General features: G+C 68.9%; 14 protein-coding genes. 10 read left to right on the top strand and 4 right to left on the bottom strand.

Features of this window, described 5'->3' with window-relative positions:
- Window positions 1–63: 63 nt before the first annotated feature.
- The 4 genes from hutU to hutH are packed head-to-tail and all read left to right on the top strand — an operon-like array spanning window position 64 to window position 5,617.
- A complete protein-coding gene (gene hutU, locus DVK03_RS16385) occupies window positions 64–1,860 on the top strand; it encodes a urocanate hydratase (RefSeq protein ID WP_004064834.1) in 1,797 nt (598 codons plus the stop codon).
- Window positions 1,857–2,807, top strand: coding sequence for a formimidoylglutamase (gene hutG / locus DVK03_RS16380; RefSeq protein WP_115803774.1), 951 nt, complete (start codon window positions 1,857–1,859; stop codon window positions 2,805–2,807). The genes hutU and hutG overlap by 4 nt, the downstream gene beginning before the upstream one ends.
- Entirely contained in the window at window positions 2,800–4,038 is a 1,239-nt protein-coding gene (gene hutI, locus DVK03_RS16375) for an imidazolonepropionase (RefSeq protein ID WP_115803773.1), read from the top strand. The genes hutG and hutI overlap by 8 nt, the downstream gene beginning before the upstream one ends.
- A complete protein-coding gene (gene hutH / locus DVK03_RS16370) occupies window positions 4,031–5,617 on the top strand; it encodes a histidine ammonia-lyase (RefSeq protein ID WP_115803772.1) in 1,587 nt (528 codons plus the stop codon). The genes hutI and hutH overlap by 8 nt, the downstream gene beginning before the upstream one ends.
- 51 nt (window positions 5,618–5,668) lie before the next feature.
- Here the strand turns inward: hutH and DVK03_RS16365 are convergent, their stop codons facing one another.
- Window positions 5,669–6,904: an ABC transporter substrate-binding protein gene (locus DVK03_RS16365; RefSeq protein ID WP_115803771.1), complete on the bottom strand. Its 1,236-nt coding sequence runs from the start codon at window positions 6,902–6,904 to the stop codon at window positions 5,669–5,671.
- A gap of 94 nt (window positions 6,905–6,998) precedes the next feature.
- Between DVK03_RS16365 and DVK03_RS16360 the strand changes: the two genes are divergently transcribed.
- Window positions 6,999–8,246, top strand: coding sequence for an ABC transporter substrate-binding protein (locus tag DVK03_RS16360; RefSeq protein WP_115803770.1), 1,248 nt, complete (start codon window positions 6,999–7,001; stop codon window positions 8,244–8,246).
- Window positions 8,247–8,306: 60 nt separating this feature from the next.
- On the opposite strand, the gene DVK03_RS20145 is transcribed toward DVK03_RS16360, so the two are convergent.
- Window positions 8,307–8,450: an HVO_A0556 family zinc finger protein gene (locus tag DVK03_RS20145; RefSeq protein ID WP_004040914.1), complete on the bottom strand. Its 144-nt coding sequence runs from the start codon at window positions 8,448–8,450 to the stop codon at window positions 8,307–8,309.
- A 287-nt stretch (window positions 8,451–8,737) separates the two neighbouring features.
- Window positions 8,738–9,394, bottom strand: a complete 657-nt coding sequence (locus tag DVK03_RS16355; protein WP_004040913.1) for a lactate utilization protein — start codon at window positions 9,392–9,394, stop codon at window positions 8,738–8,740.
- Between the two features lie 423 nt (window positions 9,395–9,817).
- On the opposite strand from DVK03_RS16355, the gene DVK03_RS16350 reads away from it, so the two are divergent.
- A complete protein-coding gene (locus DVK03_RS16350) occupies window positions 9,818–10,984 on the top strand; it encodes an MFS transporter (protein WP_004040912.1) in 1,167 nt (388 codons plus the stop codon).
- A 28-nt stretch (window positions 10,985–11,012) separates the two neighbouring features.
- Here the strand turns inward: DVK03_RS16350 and DVK03_RS16345 are convergent, their stop codons facing one another.
- Window positions 11,013–12,551, bottom strand: a complete 1,539-nt coding sequence (locus DVK03_RS16345; RefSeq protein ID WP_115803769.1) for a cobyric acid synthase — start codon at window positions 12,549–12,551, stop codon at window positions 11,013–11,015.
- Between the two features lie 193 nt (window positions 12,552–12,744).
- Here DVK03_RS16345 and DVK03_RS16340 point away from each other — a divergent pair, with 193 nt between their 5' ends.
- From DVK03_RS16340 to DVK03_RS16325, 4 genes are all read left to right on the top strand, one after another.
- Entirely contained in the window at window positions 12,745–14,361 is a 1,617-nt protein-coding gene (locus tag DVK03_RS16340) for a long-chain-fatty-acid--CoA ligase (protein WP_115803768.1), read from the top strand.
- Window positions 14,362–14,483: 122 nt separating this feature from the next.
- Window positions 14,484–17,141, top strand: a complete 2,658-nt coding sequence (locus tag DVK03_RS16335) for a PAS domain-containing sensor histidine kinase (protein WP_115803767.1) — start codon at window positions 14,484–14,486, stop codon at window positions 17,139–17,141.
- A gap of 168 nt (window positions 17,142–17,309) precedes the next feature.
- Entirely contained in the window at window positions 17,310–17,897 is a 588-nt protein-coding gene (locus DVK03_RS16330) for a nitrous oxide reductase accessory protein NosL (RefSeq protein ID WP_115803766.1), read from the top strand.
- A gap of 144 nt (window positions 17,898–18,041) precedes the next feature.
- Window positions 18,042–18,405: DoxX family membrane protein (locus DVK03_RS16325; protein ID WP_147438234.1), on the top strand; the 364-nt coding region annotated here is incomplete at its 3' end.

Below are 18,405 nucleotides of genomic sequence, written 5' to 3'. Positions count from 1 at the left end.
TATATAAATACCACACCGCACGGTGGGTGAATTGCTACCCGTGTCGCGCCCGAACTCTGTGGTATGCACGACCAGCAATCGTCGGCGCGCCGGGACCGACTCGGTGACCCGAGCGACGAGTGGCGCGCGTATCAGGGCGCGCCCACCGGGACGGACATCGAGTGCAAGGGGTGGCGACAGGAGGCGGCGCTCCGGATGCTCAACAACAACCTCGACCCCGAGGTGGCCGAGCGCCCCGAGGACCTCGTCGTTTACGGCGGGACCGGCCGTGCCGCCCGCTCGTGGGACGCCTACGACGCGATTCTCACCGAACTCCGCGACCTCGACGACGACGAGACGCTCCTCGTCCAGTCGGGCAAGCCGGTCGGGACGTTCCCGACCCACGAGCGCGCCCCGCGCGTCCTCATCGCCAACTCCAACCTCGTCGGCCGCTGGGACGACTGGGAGCACTTCCACGAACTGGAGGCCGAGGGCAAAATCATGTACGGCCAGATGACCGCCGGGTCGTGGGCGTACATCGGCACGCAGGGCATCATTCAGGGAACCTACGAGACGCTGGCCGAACTCGCCCGCCAGCACTACGACGCCGACCTCCGGGGGAAGCTCGTCGTCACCGGCGGTCTCGGCGGTATGAGCGGCGCACAGCCCCTCGCGGTGACGATGAACCGCGGGGTCTGTATCGCCGCCGAGGTGCAGGCCGACCGCATCGAGCGCCGGGTCGAGACGGACTACCTGATGGAGTTCGCTGACTCGCTGGACGAGGCGCTCGAAAACGCCAACGCGGCCATCGACGCGGGCGAACCTTACAGCGTCGGCGTCCAGATGAACGCCGCCGACATGCTGGAAGCACTGCTCGCGCGCGACGAGATTCCGGACGTGGTCACCGACCAGACCAGCGCCCACGACGAACTCGAAGGCTACTATCCGAGCGGCTACACCGTCGAGGAAGCCGACCGGCTCCGCGAGGACGACCCCGAAGCCTACGTCGACGCCAGCCTCGACACGATGGAGCGCCACGTCCAGGCCGTCCTCGACTTGCAGGACGCGGGCGCAATCGCCTTCGAGTACGGCAACAACATCCGCGGGCAGGTCCAAGACCACCGCGGGATGACGACCGCCTTCGACTTCCCCGGCTTCGTCCCGGCGTACATCCGCCCGATGTTCTGCCGCGGGCGCGGGCCGTTCCGGTGGGCCGCGCTCTCCGGCGACCCCGCCGACATCCACCGCACCGACGAGGCGATTCGGGAACTGTTCCCCGACCACGAGTCGCTCATGCGCTGGATAGACCTCGCACAGGAGCAGGTGTCGTTTCAGGGGCTCCCCTCGCGCGTCTGCTGGCTCGGCTACGCCACCGACGACGAGGGGCTCACGGAGCGCGCCCGATTCGCCCTGAAAATCAACGACCTCGTCGCGTCGGGCGAGGTGTCCGCGCCGGTCGTCGTCACCCGCGACCACCTCGACGCCGGGTCGGTCGCCAGCCCGTACCGCGAGACCGAGGCGATGCGCGACGGCACCGACGCGGTCGCCGACTGGCCCATCCTGAACGCGCTCCTCAACACCGCCGCGGGCGCGGACATCGTGAGCGTCCACGACGGCGGCGGCGTCGGCATCGGCAACTCGCTCCACGCGAACAACCACGTCGTCCTCGACGGCTCGGACCTCGCGGCGAAGAAGGCCCGCGCCGTCTTCACGACCGACCCCGGCATGGGCGTCATCCGCCACGCCGACGCCGGCTACGAGGACGCGCTGGACGAGGCGACCCGGTCGAACGTCCGCATTCCGATGCGGGACCACGACGCGGCCGAAGACGGCGGCCACGCGACCGAGACCGGCGAATCCGCCGGCCGAGGTGACGAATGACCCGACCCGACCCGCTCGCGTGGGAGGGAACGTCGTCGGACCCGAACGACGAGCAGTTCGGCCACGTCGTCTCCCCGACCGACATCGAGGACGCGGGCGACTTCCGCGCCGTCATCGTGGGCGAACCGTACGACGGGGCCGTCATCGGTCGGCGCGGTGCCCGCGAGGGCCCGGCCGCGATTCGGCGCGCCCTCGCCGGCGTCAAGACCCACCACTTCGACGAGGGGCGGGTCGCCGGCGTCGCCGACCTCGGTGACCTCCCAATCGAGGCGTACAACGACGGGGACGACCCCGAGAACCACGTCGCTGACGTACAGACCGTCGTCACTGACGAGGTCGCGGCCGTCTACGAGCGCGGCGCGCTCCCGGTGTTCCTCGGCGGCGACAACTCCCTGACGGTCGGGAACGTCACGCCGCTTCTCGGCGGCGACGACTCGGTCGGCGTCGTGAGCTTCGACGCCCACCTCGACTGCCGCGACCCCGCCGACGGCCCGACGAGCGGGACGCCCTACCGCCAACTGTTCGACGCCGGACTCGACCGCCTCGCCGTGGTCGGCGCGCGCCACTTCGAGACCTCGACGGCCTACGCCGACTTCCTGCGCGAGTCGGGCGGGACCATCCTCACCGCCGACGAGGTCGGCCGCGGCCCCGTCGAGACGGCCGACTTCGCCCTCGATGCGCTGGCCGCCTGCGACCGCGTCTTCGTCAGCCTCGACGTGGACGTGCTGGACCAGACGGCCGCGCCGGGCGCGAGCGCGCCGACCCCCGGCGGCGTCACCACCCGCGAACTGTTCTCGATGCTCCGCCGCGTCGCGGCCGACCCCCGCGTCGTCGGCTTCGAGGTCGTGGAGTGCGCGCCGCCGCTGGACGACGAGGACGGTCGGACCGTCAGCGCGGCCGCCCGCGCGGTCGCCCACTTCCTCGCGGGGGTGGTGTCTCGTGACTGACGCAGGCTCCACGGCCGGCCTCACGGTCGTCCACGACGCGGCCGAACTGGTCGTCGGCCCCGACGAGGGAACCGGCGTCGTCGTCCTCGAAGACGCCGCGTTCGCCGCGCTCGACGGCGAAGTCGTCGCTGTCGGCCCCACGGCCGAAGTGCTCGCGAACTACCCGGTCGAAGACGCCGAGACGGCCATCGACGCGACCGACAAGACGGTTCTCCCGGGCTTCGTCGACCCGCACACCCACGCGCTCTTTGCGGGCGACCGCTCCGACGAGTTCGTGGCGAAGTTACAGGGCGCGACCTACGAGGACATTCTCGCCGACGGCGGCGGCATCCTCCGCACCGTCGACGCGGTCCGCGAGGCCTCCGACGACGAGTTGGCGGCGACCCTCGCCGACCACCTCGACGCGATGCTCGCCCACGGGACGACGACGGTCGAGGTGAAGACCGGCTACGGCCTCGACACCGAGACCGAACTGCGGATGCTCTCGGCCATCGACGCGGCCGGCTCGGACCACCCGGTGGACGTGATTCCGACGTTCATGGGCGCGCACGCCGTTCCGCGCGGCGCGGACGCCGAGGAGTACACCGAGTCGGTCGTCTCCGACCAACTCCCGGCAGTCGCAGCGCAGGGTATCGCCGAGTTCTGCGACGTATTCTGCGAGCGCGGCGTGTTCACCGCCGAGCAGTCCCGTCGGGTTCTGGACGCGGGCCGCGACCACGGCCTCACGCCGAAGATTCACGCCGACGAGTTCGCCGCCATCGGCGGCACCGACGTGGCGGCCTCGGTCGGCGCGGCCAGCGCGGACCACCTACTCCACACCGACGACGAGGGCCGAGACACGCTCGTCGACGCCGGCGTCACGCCCGTGCTGCTCCCGGGCACGGCGTTCGGTCTCGGAGCCGACTACGCCGACGCCCGCGCCTTCCTCGACGCGGGCCACGAGGTCGCGCTCGCCACCGATTTCAACCCGAACTGCTTCGCTCGAAGCATGAGTTTCGTCGCCACTCTCGCCAGCGTCGGCATGCGAATGACGCCCCACGAGGCGATTCGGGGCGTCACGAGCGCCGCCGCGGGCGCGCTCGACCGAGACGACGGCACGGGCACGCTCCGAGCCGGAGCCCCGGCCGACGCCGTCGTCCTCGACGTGCCGACCGCGTCACATCTCTCGTATCGGTTCGACACGAACCCCGTTTCGACCGTGCTGAAATCGGGGGTGGTCGCCCGTGAGTGACCGCGCACGACTCCCCGATTCGGTCGTCCTCGACGGCGCGTCGCTGACGCCGGAAGACGTGGCGGCCGTTTCCCGCCACGACGCCCCGGTCGAACTCGCCGCCGAGTCGCGCGAGCGGATGCGCGAGTCGCGCGAGCGCGTCGAATCCGTCCTCGACTCCGGCGAACCGGTGTACGGCGTCAACACCGGCTTCGGCCACCTCGTGGAGACGCACATCGACCGCGAGGACATCGAGCGCCTCCAGACGAATCTCGTCCGGAGCCACGCCGCCGGCGCGGGCCGCGAACTCACCCGCGAGGAGGTCCGGTCGATGATGGTCAGCCGGGCTAACACGCTCGCCAAGGGCTTTTCGGGCATCCGACCCTCGGTGGTCGACCTGCTCGTCTCGATGCTCAACGAGGGCGTCCAGCCGGTCGTCCGTTCCCGCGGGAGCCTCGGCGCGAGCGGCGACCTCGCGCCCCTCGCGCACATGGCGCTCGTCCTCATCGGCGAGGGCGAAGCCCGCGTCGGCGGCGAGCGACTGCCGGGCGACGAAGCCCTGCGAGCGGTCGGTTTGGAGCCGGTGACGCTCGCCTCCAAGGAGGGCCTCGCGCTCATCAACGGGACGCAACTGACGGTCGGCCTCGCCGCGCTGTTCGTCGTCGACGCCGAGCGAACAATCGAGGCCGCCGACGCCGCGGGCGCGCTCGCGACCGAAGTCACGATGGGAACCACGGCGAACTGCGACCCCGCCATCCACGAGGTTCGTCCTCACCCCGGCCAGCAAGAGAGCGCGGCCGCGATTCGCCGCCTCACCGCCGGCTCGACCGTCCTCGAATCGCACAAGGACTGCGAGCGCGTGCAGGACGCCTACTCGATTCGCTGTCTCCCGCAGGTCCACGGCGCGGTCAGAGACGCCGTCTCGCACCTCCGCGAGGCCGTCGAGGTCGAACTCAACAGCGTCACCGACAACCCGCTCGTCTTCCCGGCGGGCGCGGTGGACGAGCGCGCGCCCGGCACCGACGTGGCCGCCGTCGTCTCCGCCGGCAACTTCCACGGCGAACCGCTGGCGCTCCGCCTCGACTACGCCGCCGGCGCGCTGACCGAACTCGCGGCCATCTCCGAGCGCCGGACCGACCGGATGCTCAACCCGGACGTACAGGAGTCGTACCTCCCGCCGTTCCTGACCGAACGCAGCGGGCTCCGCTCCGGCTACATGATTGCGCAGTACACCGCCGCGGCGCTCCTCAACGAGTGTCGGTCGCTCGGTCGCCCCTCCATCGACTCGACGCCCGTCAGCGGCGGGCAGGAAGACCACGTGAGCATGAGCGGGCAGAGCGCCCTCAACGCCCGCACGGTCGCTGAGAACGCCGCGACCATCGTCGGCGTCGAACTCCTCTGTGGGTCGCAAGCCGCCGAGTTCCTCGACGAGGGCCTCGAACTCGGGACCGGTACGGGAGCCGTCCGCGACGCGATTCGGTCCGTGGTTCCGCCGCTCGACGAGGACCGCCGCCTCGACGGCGAACTGGAGACCGCGGCCGACCTCGTCCGGTTCGGCGCGATTCGCGCGGCCATCGATGACGCCGGGCTCTCCGGCTGAGCGAGCGCGCCGAGATTGCGGCGACCGCGGTCACTGCCGGCCGCCTCCGACTCAGTGATTTCCGTTGATGACGTCGGCGACGCGCTGTCGGTCGAACAACCGCTCGTCTTCGGGAATCTCGGGGTACGGCCCGTCGCTGTACTGGGGCCACGCGCCGAAGCGGTCGGGGTAGAGCTGCTTGGCGGTCATCTCCAACTGGAACAGATTGAGTATCGGTCCCTGATAGCGGCCGGCCTGCGCGTAGACGCGCTCGTTCTTCACGGCCGAAATCTCGGCTCCGACGGGGTCGTCGCGGAGGCCCGCGCGGATGTCGGACATGCTCGTGTCCGGGTGCATCCCGCCGAGCGTGAGAATCACGTCGGGGTCGGCTTCGAGGAGCGTTTCGAAGTCGACGGTCGACCCGGACTCGACGTCGTCGCCGAACGCGCTGACCGGCTTCAGCGGGCGGGTGTGGGCGGTCAGGAATCCGGGCGTGCTCAGGTTGTAGGCGTAGATGGACTCCAGGTCGCTCGGGCCGAGAAGCACGGCGGTCGGCCGGTCTTCTTCCGCGGGGAGGTCCGCCGCAATCGTCGCGAGCAGCTCCTCGTGGACCGCCGCGAGCGCCTCGTACTTCGCCTCCGCTTGGAGCACCTGTGCGACCTTGGCGAATATCTCCCAGAGGCCGTAGTATTCGTAGGCGTCGACCCACTCGGTCGGCGGCGCTTGGTGCCGCGCGCTGAAGCTGTTGCCGAACCACGGACTGATGTTCTCCTCGATTTCGTCGAGGTCGGCCTGACTCCAACTGCCGAGCGCGGAGACGCTGGCGGGGTCGGCCAGATGCACGTCGCTGTCGAGTTCGTAGAGCCGCTCTTTCGACGGCTCCCACGACGAGTACAGGCCGGTCCAGTCGAGTTCGACGCCGGGGAGACGCGGCGTGAACTGGTTCCACAGCGCGTCGTAGTAGTCGGGGGCGTGCATCGCGTTGACGGCGTCGCCGTGGCCGAGCGCGAACGCCATCCCCGCGTGGTGGGTCAGCCGCGTGAAGATGCTCTCGGGGACGCCCTCGAACGTCACGTCGCCCATCGGTGCCATCGACACCGTGTACGAACTGCCGTCGGCCGTCGACTCCGCGGTCGACTCGCTCGTCGCCGTCGCGTCGGCGGTCGCGGTGGTATCCGTCGCGGCCGCGTCCGTCGCCGTCGCGTCCGACTCGGACGAACCGGTACAGCCGGCGAGCAATCCGCCGGCGGCGACCGAACCGCCGTAGGTCAAGAACTTCCTGCGCGTTGGTCCGTCGCTGTCTGTCATCGTGCTTTTAGGGCGACCTAATACATATAGACGTACCGATTTAGGCACGCCGAAATTCCGAAACGGATTTATCCGTTTAGGATTGCCCAAACGCATGGATCAGGACCTCACCGACCGGGCGACGCCCACGCGCCGCGCGTGCCTCAAGGGCGGCGGCGCGCTGCTCGCGGGCGGTCTGTTAGCCGGCTGTGCCGGACAGAACGACGCGGAGTCGTCGACGGATGCGACCGAGACGGCCGCGACGACGGCCGCGACCGACGCGGAGACGGCCGCCGACGGCGACGCCGCCGGCTACACGGTGTCGATGTCGCCGGCCGGCGACGTGACGTTCGAGTCGGTCCCGGAGAATGTGATGGTGTACAACCTCGTCTACGCCGACGCCGCGGTCGCCTTCGGCCACGGCGACGCGGTGAACTCTCTCGGCTTCGACAGCGACGCCGGCGGCCGGACGCTCGACGCCTACTACGAGCGCCTCGACGGCGTCTCGTTCGACCGGAGCGACCTCGCGCAGCTCAACTCGGGGTCGGGGAGCGTCAACATCGACAAGGAACTCGTCTACGAACTCGACTCCGACCTCCACCTCGTCGACCCGGCGCTCGTGGCCAGCTTCGACGGCTGGGACCAGTCGGACGTCGAGGAGATTCGCGAGCAGGTCGCGCCGTGGTTCGGTAACGCTTACAGCCGTACCCACGCCCGGCCGCCAGAGCCGTACGCCGACGACTACCAGTACTACACGCTCTGGGAAATCGTCGAGAACGTCGGGCAGGTGTTCCGGGAGGAAGACCGCTACGCGGCGCTCGAAGCGGTCCACAGCGACCTCCTCGACACGATTCAGTCGAACCTCCCGCCCGAGTCGGAGCGACCGAGCGTCGGGGTCGTCATCTACATGGACGAGGCGTTCTATCCGACGAAAATCGACGCACCCGGCTTCGCGACCTCACACATCCGCCCGCTCGGCGTCACCGACGCGTTCGCGGCCGGCGACGTGACGTTCGAGACCTCCTACGACTTCGAGGCGATGCTCGAAATCGACCCCGACGTGCTGCTCCACAGCTACGGTATCGACTCGTACTACGACGTGGCGTCGATTCGCGAGACCCTCGAAAACCACCCCGTCGGGGGCGAACTCAGCGCGGTCCGAAACAACCGCGTCTACCCCTCGGGAACCCCGGTGCAGGGGCCGATTATGAACCTGTTCCAGTTGGAGATGACGGCCAAACAGCTCTACCCCGACCGCTTCGGCGCGTGGCCGGCGTACGACGGCGGCGCGTATCCCGTGATTCCCGAGGACGAACAGTTGTTCGACCGCGAGCGCGTCGCCGGCATCGTCACCGGCGACTGAGTCGTCCGTCTTCGCCACCGCTGACGCCGACGGCCGACTCGCTCGACCTCGTTCGAGGCCTTACCAGAGTTGGACCGCGGGCGTGCCGCAGTCGTCGCAGACGATGGCGTCGTTGTCTTTGTAGCTTCCCGTCACGAGGTCGCCGTCGCAGTAGGTGCAGTCTTCTTCGTCGAACGTACCGAGCAGGTGTGCGGATTCGGCCATACACGACGATGCGGCTCCAGTCCCAAGAACATTTCTACGGTTCGATATATCGTCGTCCGTGACACTCACGAGACCTCCGCGGCTCGGGTTGTTTCGTCGTCTCTAGATGCCTTTCGTCGTCTCTCGTTGGCGACAGTCGCCACTCCGGTGTGGGACGCAGGACGCGTAAAACGGTAGATTCCGGGGGAATTGTGGTGGAGTGCCCGGTGTGGTGGTGATGGATTGCCCGGGCGCAGGAAGCTCCCCGGGGGAGCGTGGGAACGTATCGAGGGAACGGCGAGTCGGACTTAGTAGCCCAGTTGCTCGCGGATGAGGACGACGGTGGTGCGGCCCTCCTCGACTTCCTGCCGGAAGATGAGCTGTTTGGCAATCATGGACTCGGCGCCGTAGGCCTCCTTCGCGCGCTCGTTTTCGAGCGGGTACGCGACGGATTCGAGGCGGTCCAGCGCGTCGTCGAGCGTCGGGACGATTTTGTTGATACCGCTGACGATGACGACGTTGCTGGCGGCGAAGGGGTACGCACCGATGCGGCTCCCCGAGAGGTCCGCGGCGACGAGTTCGCCGGTTTGGGCGATGGCGTTGATGCCGCCGAGGAAGTAGTCGGCGGTCTGGGAGTCGCGGCGGGCGGCCTGTCGCTCCGCGTCGTCGTCGATGCCCCAAATCTGGTCCGGCAGGCTCTCCCACTCGTGGTCGCCCTCGCTGAGGTAGTCGTCGAACCCGATTTCTTCGAGGGTGGTCGAGTGGCCGTTCATCACGGAGACGCCGGCGGGGATGTGCGACTGCACGGCTTCGAGCGCCTCGTCGGCCGTGTCGACGACGACGACGTCGAACCCGCTCGCTTCGAGGTTCTCGACGGTCGCTTCGACGGTCTCGTCGTCGGGAAGCTGGTCGAGGTCGGCGTCGATGTCGGCGTCGTCTACGTAGTCGGATTTCTGTTGAGACATGTGTGAGTGTGGTGGTGGAGTCGATGGGTGCTCCGACGACAACGTGTAGCGCCTATCGGATGTTAAACGCTCGCTGACGGCGATGTCAGGTGGTTACGCGCGTGTCACCGGCTGGGACTGACGGCGGTGGCGTCCCGGTTTCGAAGGTGTTCGCCCGTGGCCCTTGGCGACCGTCCGAAACGACGATTACCTGCGCCGACTCCCGGACGCGTCGGTGCTGGTGCGGTCGGTGCTGGTGTGGTCGTCGCTTTTTTCGATTCGACCGAGAGCGCATACGTGTCAGAAATCGTCTCTATCGACTGCTGTGGTTCTTCTCCCGGAGAGTGTTGCCGCAGCGTTTGTGACTGGGATACCACGGTACGAGAGACACACACGTATAATATAGTCGATAGATTAATCCGTCGGCTGACGTTCCGACACGACATGGGTCTTCGTGATTTCCACCCGGCCGTTCTCGCAACGGCACTCGCAACGTTCGTCTCCTTTCTCGGCATCGGCGTCGTCGACCCGATTCTTCCGGGCATCGCCCGCGAACTGGGGGCCTCGCACTTCATGGTCGAACTCCTGTTCACGAGCTATCTGCTCGTCATGGGGCTTGCGAACCTGATTGCGGGCGCGCTCGCCACGCGAATCGGGAGCAAGCGGACGCTCCTCTTGGGTCTCGCCACCGTCGCCGTCTTCGCGGGGGCGTGCGCCCTCGTCTCCACCATCGAATCGCTCGCGGTGCTCCGCGGCTTCTGGGGGCTGGGGAACGCGCTTTTCACCACGACCGCGCTCGCCATCATCGTCGGCGTGGCCGCGAACACCAGAGGCGCGATTACGCTCTACGAGGCCGCCCTCGGCTTCGGTATCGCCTGCGGCCCGCTCCTCGGCGGCGTGCTGGGAGCGCAGTCGTGGCGGATGCCCTTCGCGGGCGCGAGCGCCCTGATGGTCGTCGCGTTCGCCCTCGTCGTCCTCACGGTCGACGAACCGGAAGCAGAGCATAGACAGGGACTCCGCGATGTGCTCGGAACGTACCGACACCCGGGCGTGCTCACGAACGCCGCCGTCGGACTGCTCTACACCTTCGGCTTCTTCACGCTCCTCGCGTACACGCCGCTCGTCCTCGGCCTCGGCGCGTTCCAAATCGGCCTCGTGTTCTTCGGCTGGGGCCTGTTTGTCGTCGTCGGCTCCGCCGTCCTCTCCTCGCGGCTGAACGGGCTGTTCGGGACGCCCGAAGTCACCGTCGGCGCGCTCGTCGCCTTCGCGGCGACGCTGTGTCTGATGTGGCTCTCGAACGGCGACACCGCAGCGCTCGCCGCGCTCGTCGTCGTCGGCGGACTCTTCTGCGGCGTCCTGAACGCGAACCTGACCACGCTGGCGATGGGCATCTCCTCGCACGGCCGGTCGGTCGCCTCGGGCGCGTTCAACAGCCTCCGATTCGTCGGCGGCGCGTTCGCGCCCATCACCGCGGGCTACCTCGGCCCGCAGTACGGCGCGACGGTTCCGTTCCTGCTCGGCGCGCTCACCGTCATCGCCGGAGCGGTCGTCCTCGTGGGTCGGTTCGGGCAGTTCAGGCTCGCCGACGCCGGGTCGGCGGCCGGTCACTAATCGGCTGGCTCGTCGTCTCGACGCTCCCCTACTCTTCTAGTCCGAGCGAGTCACAGAGCGCCGCCACGTCGAGGTTGTCGGCGACGAGCGCGGCGGCGCGGTCGTAGGGGTCGCCGGCACCCGGTTCGTCGGCGTCCGCGTCGGCTCCCGCCGTCCCCGTCGTCGTCGCCGGTCGGTCGCGCCCGGCCGACTCGTAGATGGCGTCCACGAACGCGTTCCGCGGCGCGTCGTTGGCGAACAGGTCGTGGATGTACGTCCCCGCGACGCTCCCGAGCGCCGCGCCGTCGCCCGAAACGGGGGTCGCGCCGCCGACGATGCGGCTGTCGCCCATGTGTATCTCGTAGCCGTCGACGGTCCCCGTCGCGCCGGCCAACGGCCCCGCCCCGTCGAACTCGACGGAGACGGGTTCGACCCGCTTGTCGCGGGAGAATCGCGTGACTATCGGCAGGAGGCCGAGTCCTGCGACCGTCTCGTCGTCTCCCGAGCCCTCGATGTCGGCGTTTTCGATACGCTCGCCGAGCAGTTGGTAGCCGCCGCAGATGCCGACGACCGGGCCGTCGAAGCCGGCGAGTTCGTCGTCGAAGCCGGCGTCGCGGAGTTCGAGCAGGTCGTCGACCGTGTTCTTGCTTCCGGGGAGGACCACCCCGTCGACCCCGTCGAGCGTCGCGTCGAGCGGGAGGTAGGCGACCCGGACGCCCGGCGTCTCGGACAGCGGGCCGAAGTCCGTCGCGTTCGAGATGCGCGGGAGTCGCGGCACGCCGATGGTGACCGCGTGCTCGGCCGCGACGCCGTCGTCGTCGCCGACCGTGGCGCGCTCGCCTGCCGCGGGGAGCGCGAGGCTGTCCTCCTCCGGGAGGCCGGGGTCGTCGTAGGGCAGCACGCCGAGGACGGGCACGCCGGTTCGCTCTTCGATGGCGTCGACCCCCGGTTCGAGGAGGCTCGGGTCGCCGCGGAACTTCGTGATGACCGCGCCGACGACGCGGTCGCGAACGTCCTCGGGGAGGAGTTCGAGCGTCCCCAGCAGGCTGGCGAAGACGCCGCCGCGCTCGATGTCGGCCGCGAGGAGGACGTCGGCGTCGGCGAAGCGGGCGGTTTCGATGTTCGCCAAGTCGCGGTCGTGGAGGTTTATCTCGGCGATGGAGCCGGCCCCCTCGGCGACGACCACGTCCGCCTCGCTCGCCAGCCGACGGTGCGATTCGACCGCCGCCTTGCGGGCGTCCTCCCAGTGGGTCGCGTAGTAGTCGCTCGCGGTGTTGAGGCCGGCCGCCCGGCCGTGGACGACCAGTTGCGACGCCCCGTCGCCGTGGGGCTTGAGCAAGACGGGGTTGTGGTCGGTCGTCGGCGCGACCCGCGCGGCACGGGCCTGCACGTACTGCGAGACGCCGATTTCCCCGAAGCCGTCGCCGTCGGCGGTCGCCACCGCTCGGGCGTTGTTGCTCATGTTCTGGGCCTTGAACGGCGCGACCGACAGGCCGCGGTCGTCGAACAGGCGACAGAGCCCGGCGGCGACGGTGCTCTTGCCAACGTGGCTCGCGGTCCCCGCGACGAGGAGGGTCGGCGTCGTCATCTGCCGGGAGTCAGGGCCGCGCGGTTCAAAGGTGTTCGTTTCGCCGTCGGCTGGGCGCGCCCCCGCCGCGTCCGGGCGGCGCGTTCGACCCCCTCAACGACGTTCCCCGTCATACTGTGGTACTCACGTCGGCCGCGTGAAATGTTGCCGGAAGTGGTGCGTTTAGTTCACTTGCCCGCCCGGTCTATCACGAATGAAGAAACAGTTACTCGTGACGGACTTCCTCGACCGGGCCCGGACGTACTACGGCGATTACGAGGCTGTCGTCGGTATCGACGGCGAGCGCTTCACCTACGCGGAGTTCGGCCAGCGGGTGGACAGATTTTCGGCGGCGCTGCAATCGCGCGGCGTCGAGAAAGGCGACAGAGTCGCGGTGCTCGACCCCAACACGCACTACCACCTCGAAGCGGCCTTCGGCGCGATGCAGTGCGGCGCGCTCCACGTCCCGCTGAACTACCGCCTCACGACCGATGATTACGAGTACCTGCTGTCGGATTCCGGCGCGACCGTGGTCTACGCCGACTACCAGTACGCGGGGAAAATCGAGGCCGTCCGCGACGACGTGCCCGCCGAGGTGTTCGTGACGAACGACCCCGCCGCCGTCGACGGCGACTGGCTCGACTTCGAGGCGTTCCTCGACGAGGCCGACGCCGACGACTACGAGCGCCCCGAGATGTCCGAGGACGAACTCATCACCATCAACTACACCTCGGGGACGACCGGCGACCCGAAGGGCGTCTGCCGCACCCACCGCACCGAGTCGCTCCACGCCCAACTGGTGACGATTCACCACCACATCGCGGACGACGACGTGTATCTCTGGACGCTCCCGATGTTCCACGTCAACGGCTGGGGCCACATCTACGCCGTCACCGGCCGCGGCGCGAAACACGTCTGCACCCGGGGGGTCGACGCCGGGCAGGTGTTCGACGCCATCACCGAGGAAGACGTGTCCTTCTTCTGCTGCGCGCCGACCGTGCTATCCATCCTCCGGGAGTACGCCGAGGAACACGACCCGGCGTACGCCGGCGACAACCCGGTTCGCGTGACCGCCGCCGGGAGCGCCGCCCCGAGCGCGACGATTCGCCACACCGAGTCCGAGTTCGGCTGGGAGTTCACCCAACTGTACGGCGCGACCGAGACCGGCCCGCTCATCGCCACCTCGGACGCGAACCGCCTCATCCCCGACGAGGGCGGCCTGCGCTTCTCGCTCAAACAGCGGCAGGGGGTCGCCCCGCTCGGGACCGACCTGCGCGTCGTCGACGACGACGGCGAACAGGTCCCGCGCGACGACGCCACCATCGGTGAGGTGGTCGTCCGCGGCAATCAGGTGATGGAGAAGTACTGGAACAAGCCCGACGAGACCCACGACGCGTTCAACGACCGCCTCGAAGGCTGGTACCACACCGGCGACCTCGCCGTCGTCAACGAAGACGGCATGATAGCGATTCAGGACCGCAAGAAGGACATCATCATCTCCGGCGGCGAGAACATCTCCTCGGTCGAACTGGAGGACGCGCTGTTCGACCACGACGCCGTCGGTGACGTGGCGGTTATCCCCGCGCCGTCCGAGAAATGGGGCGAGACGCCGAAGGCGTTCGTCGTCCCCGCGAACGGCGACCCCGACGCGCCGGGCGTCACCGCCGAGGAACTGACCGCGTACACCCGCGACCGCCTCGCGGGCTACAAGGCCATCCGCGAGTTCGAGTTCGTTGCGGAGATTCCCAAGACGGCGACCGGCAAGATTCAGAAGTACGAACTCCGCAAGCGCGAGTGGGACGACGAAGAGCGGATGGTCGGGCAGGGATAACTGCTGACGGCGACTCTACGATTCGACGACCCGACGCCCGTCTCGTCCCACCGCCGTCTCCTCCGGCGGTCCGGCCGCTTCGCCCGCAAGATTATTGGCTCTCTGCATATCTCGTCTCTAACATGTTTCCCCCGAGTGCTGGGGGCACCTCCGTCGGCGCGATTCTCTACGTCGCGGCCGACGGCGTTGTCTCCGGTCCGGTCGTCTCGACGCTCCGGGACGCCTTCGAGCGCCCGGTCGAGCGCGCCGAGAGCGCCGCGGCCGCGCGCTCGGCACTCGCTGAGCGCACTGTCTCCTGTCTCGTCGCCGCCGCCGACCTCCCTGACGGTCTCGACCTCGACGCGCTCGTCACCGCCGCCGGCGACGCTCGCGTCGGGCCTCCGGTGGTCGTCTACGCCGCCGCCGGCGACGAGGCGCTCGCCGCCCGCGCCGTCTCGCTCGGTGTCGACGACTACCTGGTCCGCGACGAGACCGACGACTCCCACGCGGCCCTCGTCGAGTCGGTCCGGGGGGTCTTAGACCGGGACGCCGACGACCGCCCCGCCGAGACGCGGAGCTACCGCGTCATCGTCGAGGCGATGGAAGACGGCGCGTTCGTCCTCGACGAGGACTGCCGCGTCGAGTACGTGAACCCCCGAATCGAGGCGATAACGGGGCGCGCGTCCGAGACGCTCCGAGGCGAGCGGTTCGAGTCGCTCGTCGACGCCGGGCTGTTCCCCGCCGACGAGTACGAGCGCTACCGCGACGCCGTCTCGCGAGTCCTCTCGGAGGGCGTCACCGAACGCCTCGACGTTCGATTCGTCGACGCCGACGGCGTCTCGCGGCTGTTCGAACTCTCCCTTTCGCCGGCGGGCGACGGCGAGGCGGTGACCGGCGTCGTCGGCATCCCGCGGGACGTGACCGACCGCGAGGTCGCCACCACCCAGCGCGGCGAACTGCTCGAACGCATGACTGACGCCTTCTTCGCGCTCGACACCGACTGGCGTTTCGTCTACCTCAACGACCGCGCGCGAGACGTCTTCAACGAGGTCAGAGAGCCCGAACTCGGCGAGCGAATCTGGGACCTCGTTCCGTCGCCCGACAGCGCCGAACTGTACGAGAAGTACCACGAGGCGATGCGGACCCAAGAGTCGGTGACGTTCGAGACGTACTCCGAGCCGTACGACGGCTGGTTCGAGGTCCGCGCGTACCCCTCGCCGTCGGGGCTGTCGGTCTACTTCCGCGACGTGACGACGCGGAAGCGCTACTTGCAGGCCCTCGAATCGACCAACCAGCGCCTCGAAACGGTGTTGCAGAACCTCCCGGTCATCCTCTCGGCGTTCGACGCCGAGGGCGTGTTCACCATGTCCGAAGGGGCCGGACTGGAGTCGCTCGGCCGCGAACCCGGCGAGGTCGTCGGTCGCTCCGCGTTCGACCTCTACGACGACACACCCGCGGCCACCGACGCCATCGCCCGCGGCCTGTCGGGCGAGGCGGTCGACACCCGCATCGAGTACCGCGGCGCGGTGTACGACGCGTGGTACCGGCCCGTCTTCGACGACGGCGAGGTGTCGAAGCTCCTCGGCGTCGCCATCGACGTCACAAACCGCGCGCGACTCGAAGACGGCCTCCGGACCCTGCAAGCGGTCACGCAGGACCTCATCCTCACCGAGAGCGTCGAGGAGGTCGCGGCGCTCGCGGTCGATATCGTCCCCGAACTCGTGCCCGACGCCGCGGCCGCCGTCTGGCTCGCCGACGACCGCGGAGCCCTGTCGCCGGCCGCCTCGACCGCGGAGCAGTTCGACTCGGAGACGCCAATCGAGACCGCCCCCGGCGGCTTCGAGTCCGACGCCGTTAGCCGGGTCGACGCGGCCGACGTCGACGACCGGCTTCTCCCCCCCGAGTCGGACGGGAAGTCGGTCCTGCGCGTCCCGCTCGGGAGCCACGGCCTGCTCGTCGTTTCGACCGACGACGACGGCGCGTTCCTCGACGTCGACGAGGACCTGCTCGAACTCCTCGGTTCGACGGTCACCTCCGCGCTCTCGGGGACCGTCCGCGAACAGGAGCTTCGGAACCGCGAGGCCGACCTCGCGGCGGCCAACGAGCGGCTCGACGACTTCGTCTCCATCGTCGCCCACGACCTCCGTAACCCCCTCGCGGTCGCCACCGGCTACCTCGACCTCGGGATGGAGTCGGGCGAGCGGGCGCACCTCGAACGCGCCGCCAACGCGGTCGACCGTATGTCCGAACTGGTCGAGGAGGTCCTCGACCTCGCCCGGCAGCGGACGCCCGTCGTCGACGCCAAACCCGTCGACCTCGCGCGCGTCGTCGACCACGCGTGGCGCTTCGTCGACACCGGTGACGCGACGCTCGTCCGCGAGGAACTGTTCGTCGTCGAGGGCGACGACGGCCGCCTGCTCAGGCTCTTCGAGAACCTGTTTCGGAATGCTGTGGAACACGGCTCGACGAGCCGTCGGGATACCCCCGACGACCCCGCGGATGGTGACACGCCGCCCGACGACCCGCTCGCCGTCCGCGTCGGCGCGCTCGACGACCGCGCCGGCTTCTACGTCGCGGACAACGGCGTCGGTGTCCCCGAGACGCGCCGCGAGCAGGTCTTCGACCACGGCTACACCACGATGCCGCGGGGAACCGGCTACGGTCTCGCAATCGTCCGCGACATCGCCGATGCGCACGGCTGGTCCGTCTCGCTCACCGAGTCGGCCGAGGGCGGCGCGCGGTTCGAGTTCGTGACGCGGTCGACGGACCGAACGACGACCGATTCGGCGGGCTCCGACTGACGCACGCGCGACGCGTCGCCGGGGGCGCGGACCGCGGACCCCGTGGCGACTGTGCCGAGCCACGGCGTCCTCGACTCGGACGGAACGTGACGGGCTGACCACACGTCCGGCGCTTGGTTCGTTTTCCGCACCAATCACCATTTGAGCACCCCCCAACTAGCTTGGCGTATGTGCCACGACTGCGACCGAACCGTCGCTCGTCGAACCGTGTTGTCTGCCGTCGGTGTCGCGGGCGTCGCCGCCACCGCAGGGTGTCTGGGCGGTCTCGGAACCGACGGCGGTGGCGACGCTCCCGAGGCAGTCGCACTGACCGGCGGCGAGCAGTGCGACGCCTGCGGGATGGTCATCGACCAGCACCCCGGCCCCGCCGGGCAACTGTTCTACGCAGACCACAGCCCCGAGGGTCACGACAACCCGGCGCGGTTTTGTAGCGCCTGGGAGACGTTCTCCTACGCGCTCGACCGCGAGGACGACGGGTGGAATCGCGCCGGCGGCTACCTCACGGATTACAGCACTGTCGAGTACGACCTGTTCGACGACGGCGGCCAGACGTTCATCTCCGCGCACCTCGACGCCGACGCGTTCGCGCCGATGGACGACCTCGTCTACGTCGTCGGAACCGATGTCAACGGGTCGATGGGTCCCGACTTCGTCCCCTTTTCCGACGACGGCGACGCCGAGGCGTTCGCCGACGCGCAGGACGGAGCCGTCTACGAGCGCGCCGACATCTCGCGCGACCTCATCGCCCGGCGCTGAGTGTTAGGCGCTCTCTTTCGGTCGTTCTCGATTCCTTAGATTCGGAAATCACGACCCCTTTATATGCTCTCGGCGGCCGTTCGTTCACCTGTTAGGTGAAAGACAATGGCCGCTAACGCACAAATCGAGATGCTGGGGAACAGAATCGACTTCGACTACTCGCAGGGCGTCACGGGCTACGTGCTCGTGCTGACTCGCCTCATCACCGGCTACTGGTTCCTCCACGCCGGTGTGACGAAAATCGTCGGCGAGCCGTTCAGCGCCGCGGGCTACCTCGCGAACGCCCCCGCAGCCTCGCCGCTCCAAGGCTTCTTCGCGTGGGCCGCCGCGACCCCGTGGCTCCTCGACTTCACGAACTTCATGATTCCGTGGGGTGAGGCTCTCATCGGTCTCGGGCTCATCGTGGGTGCACTCGTCCGGCTCGCCGCCTTCTTCGGCGGCGTCCTGATGGTGTTCTTCTACCTGGGGAACGCCGAGTGGGGCCACGGCGTGGTCAACGGCGACCTGT

It is taken from the genome of Haloferax sp. Atlit-109R (assembly GCF_003665865.1).
Classification (GTDB): Archaea; Halobacteriota; Halobacteria; order Halobacteriales; family Haloferacaceae; genus Haloferax; species Haloferax volcanii.
This window is presented reverse-complemented; position numbering and strand designations above follow the sequence as displayed.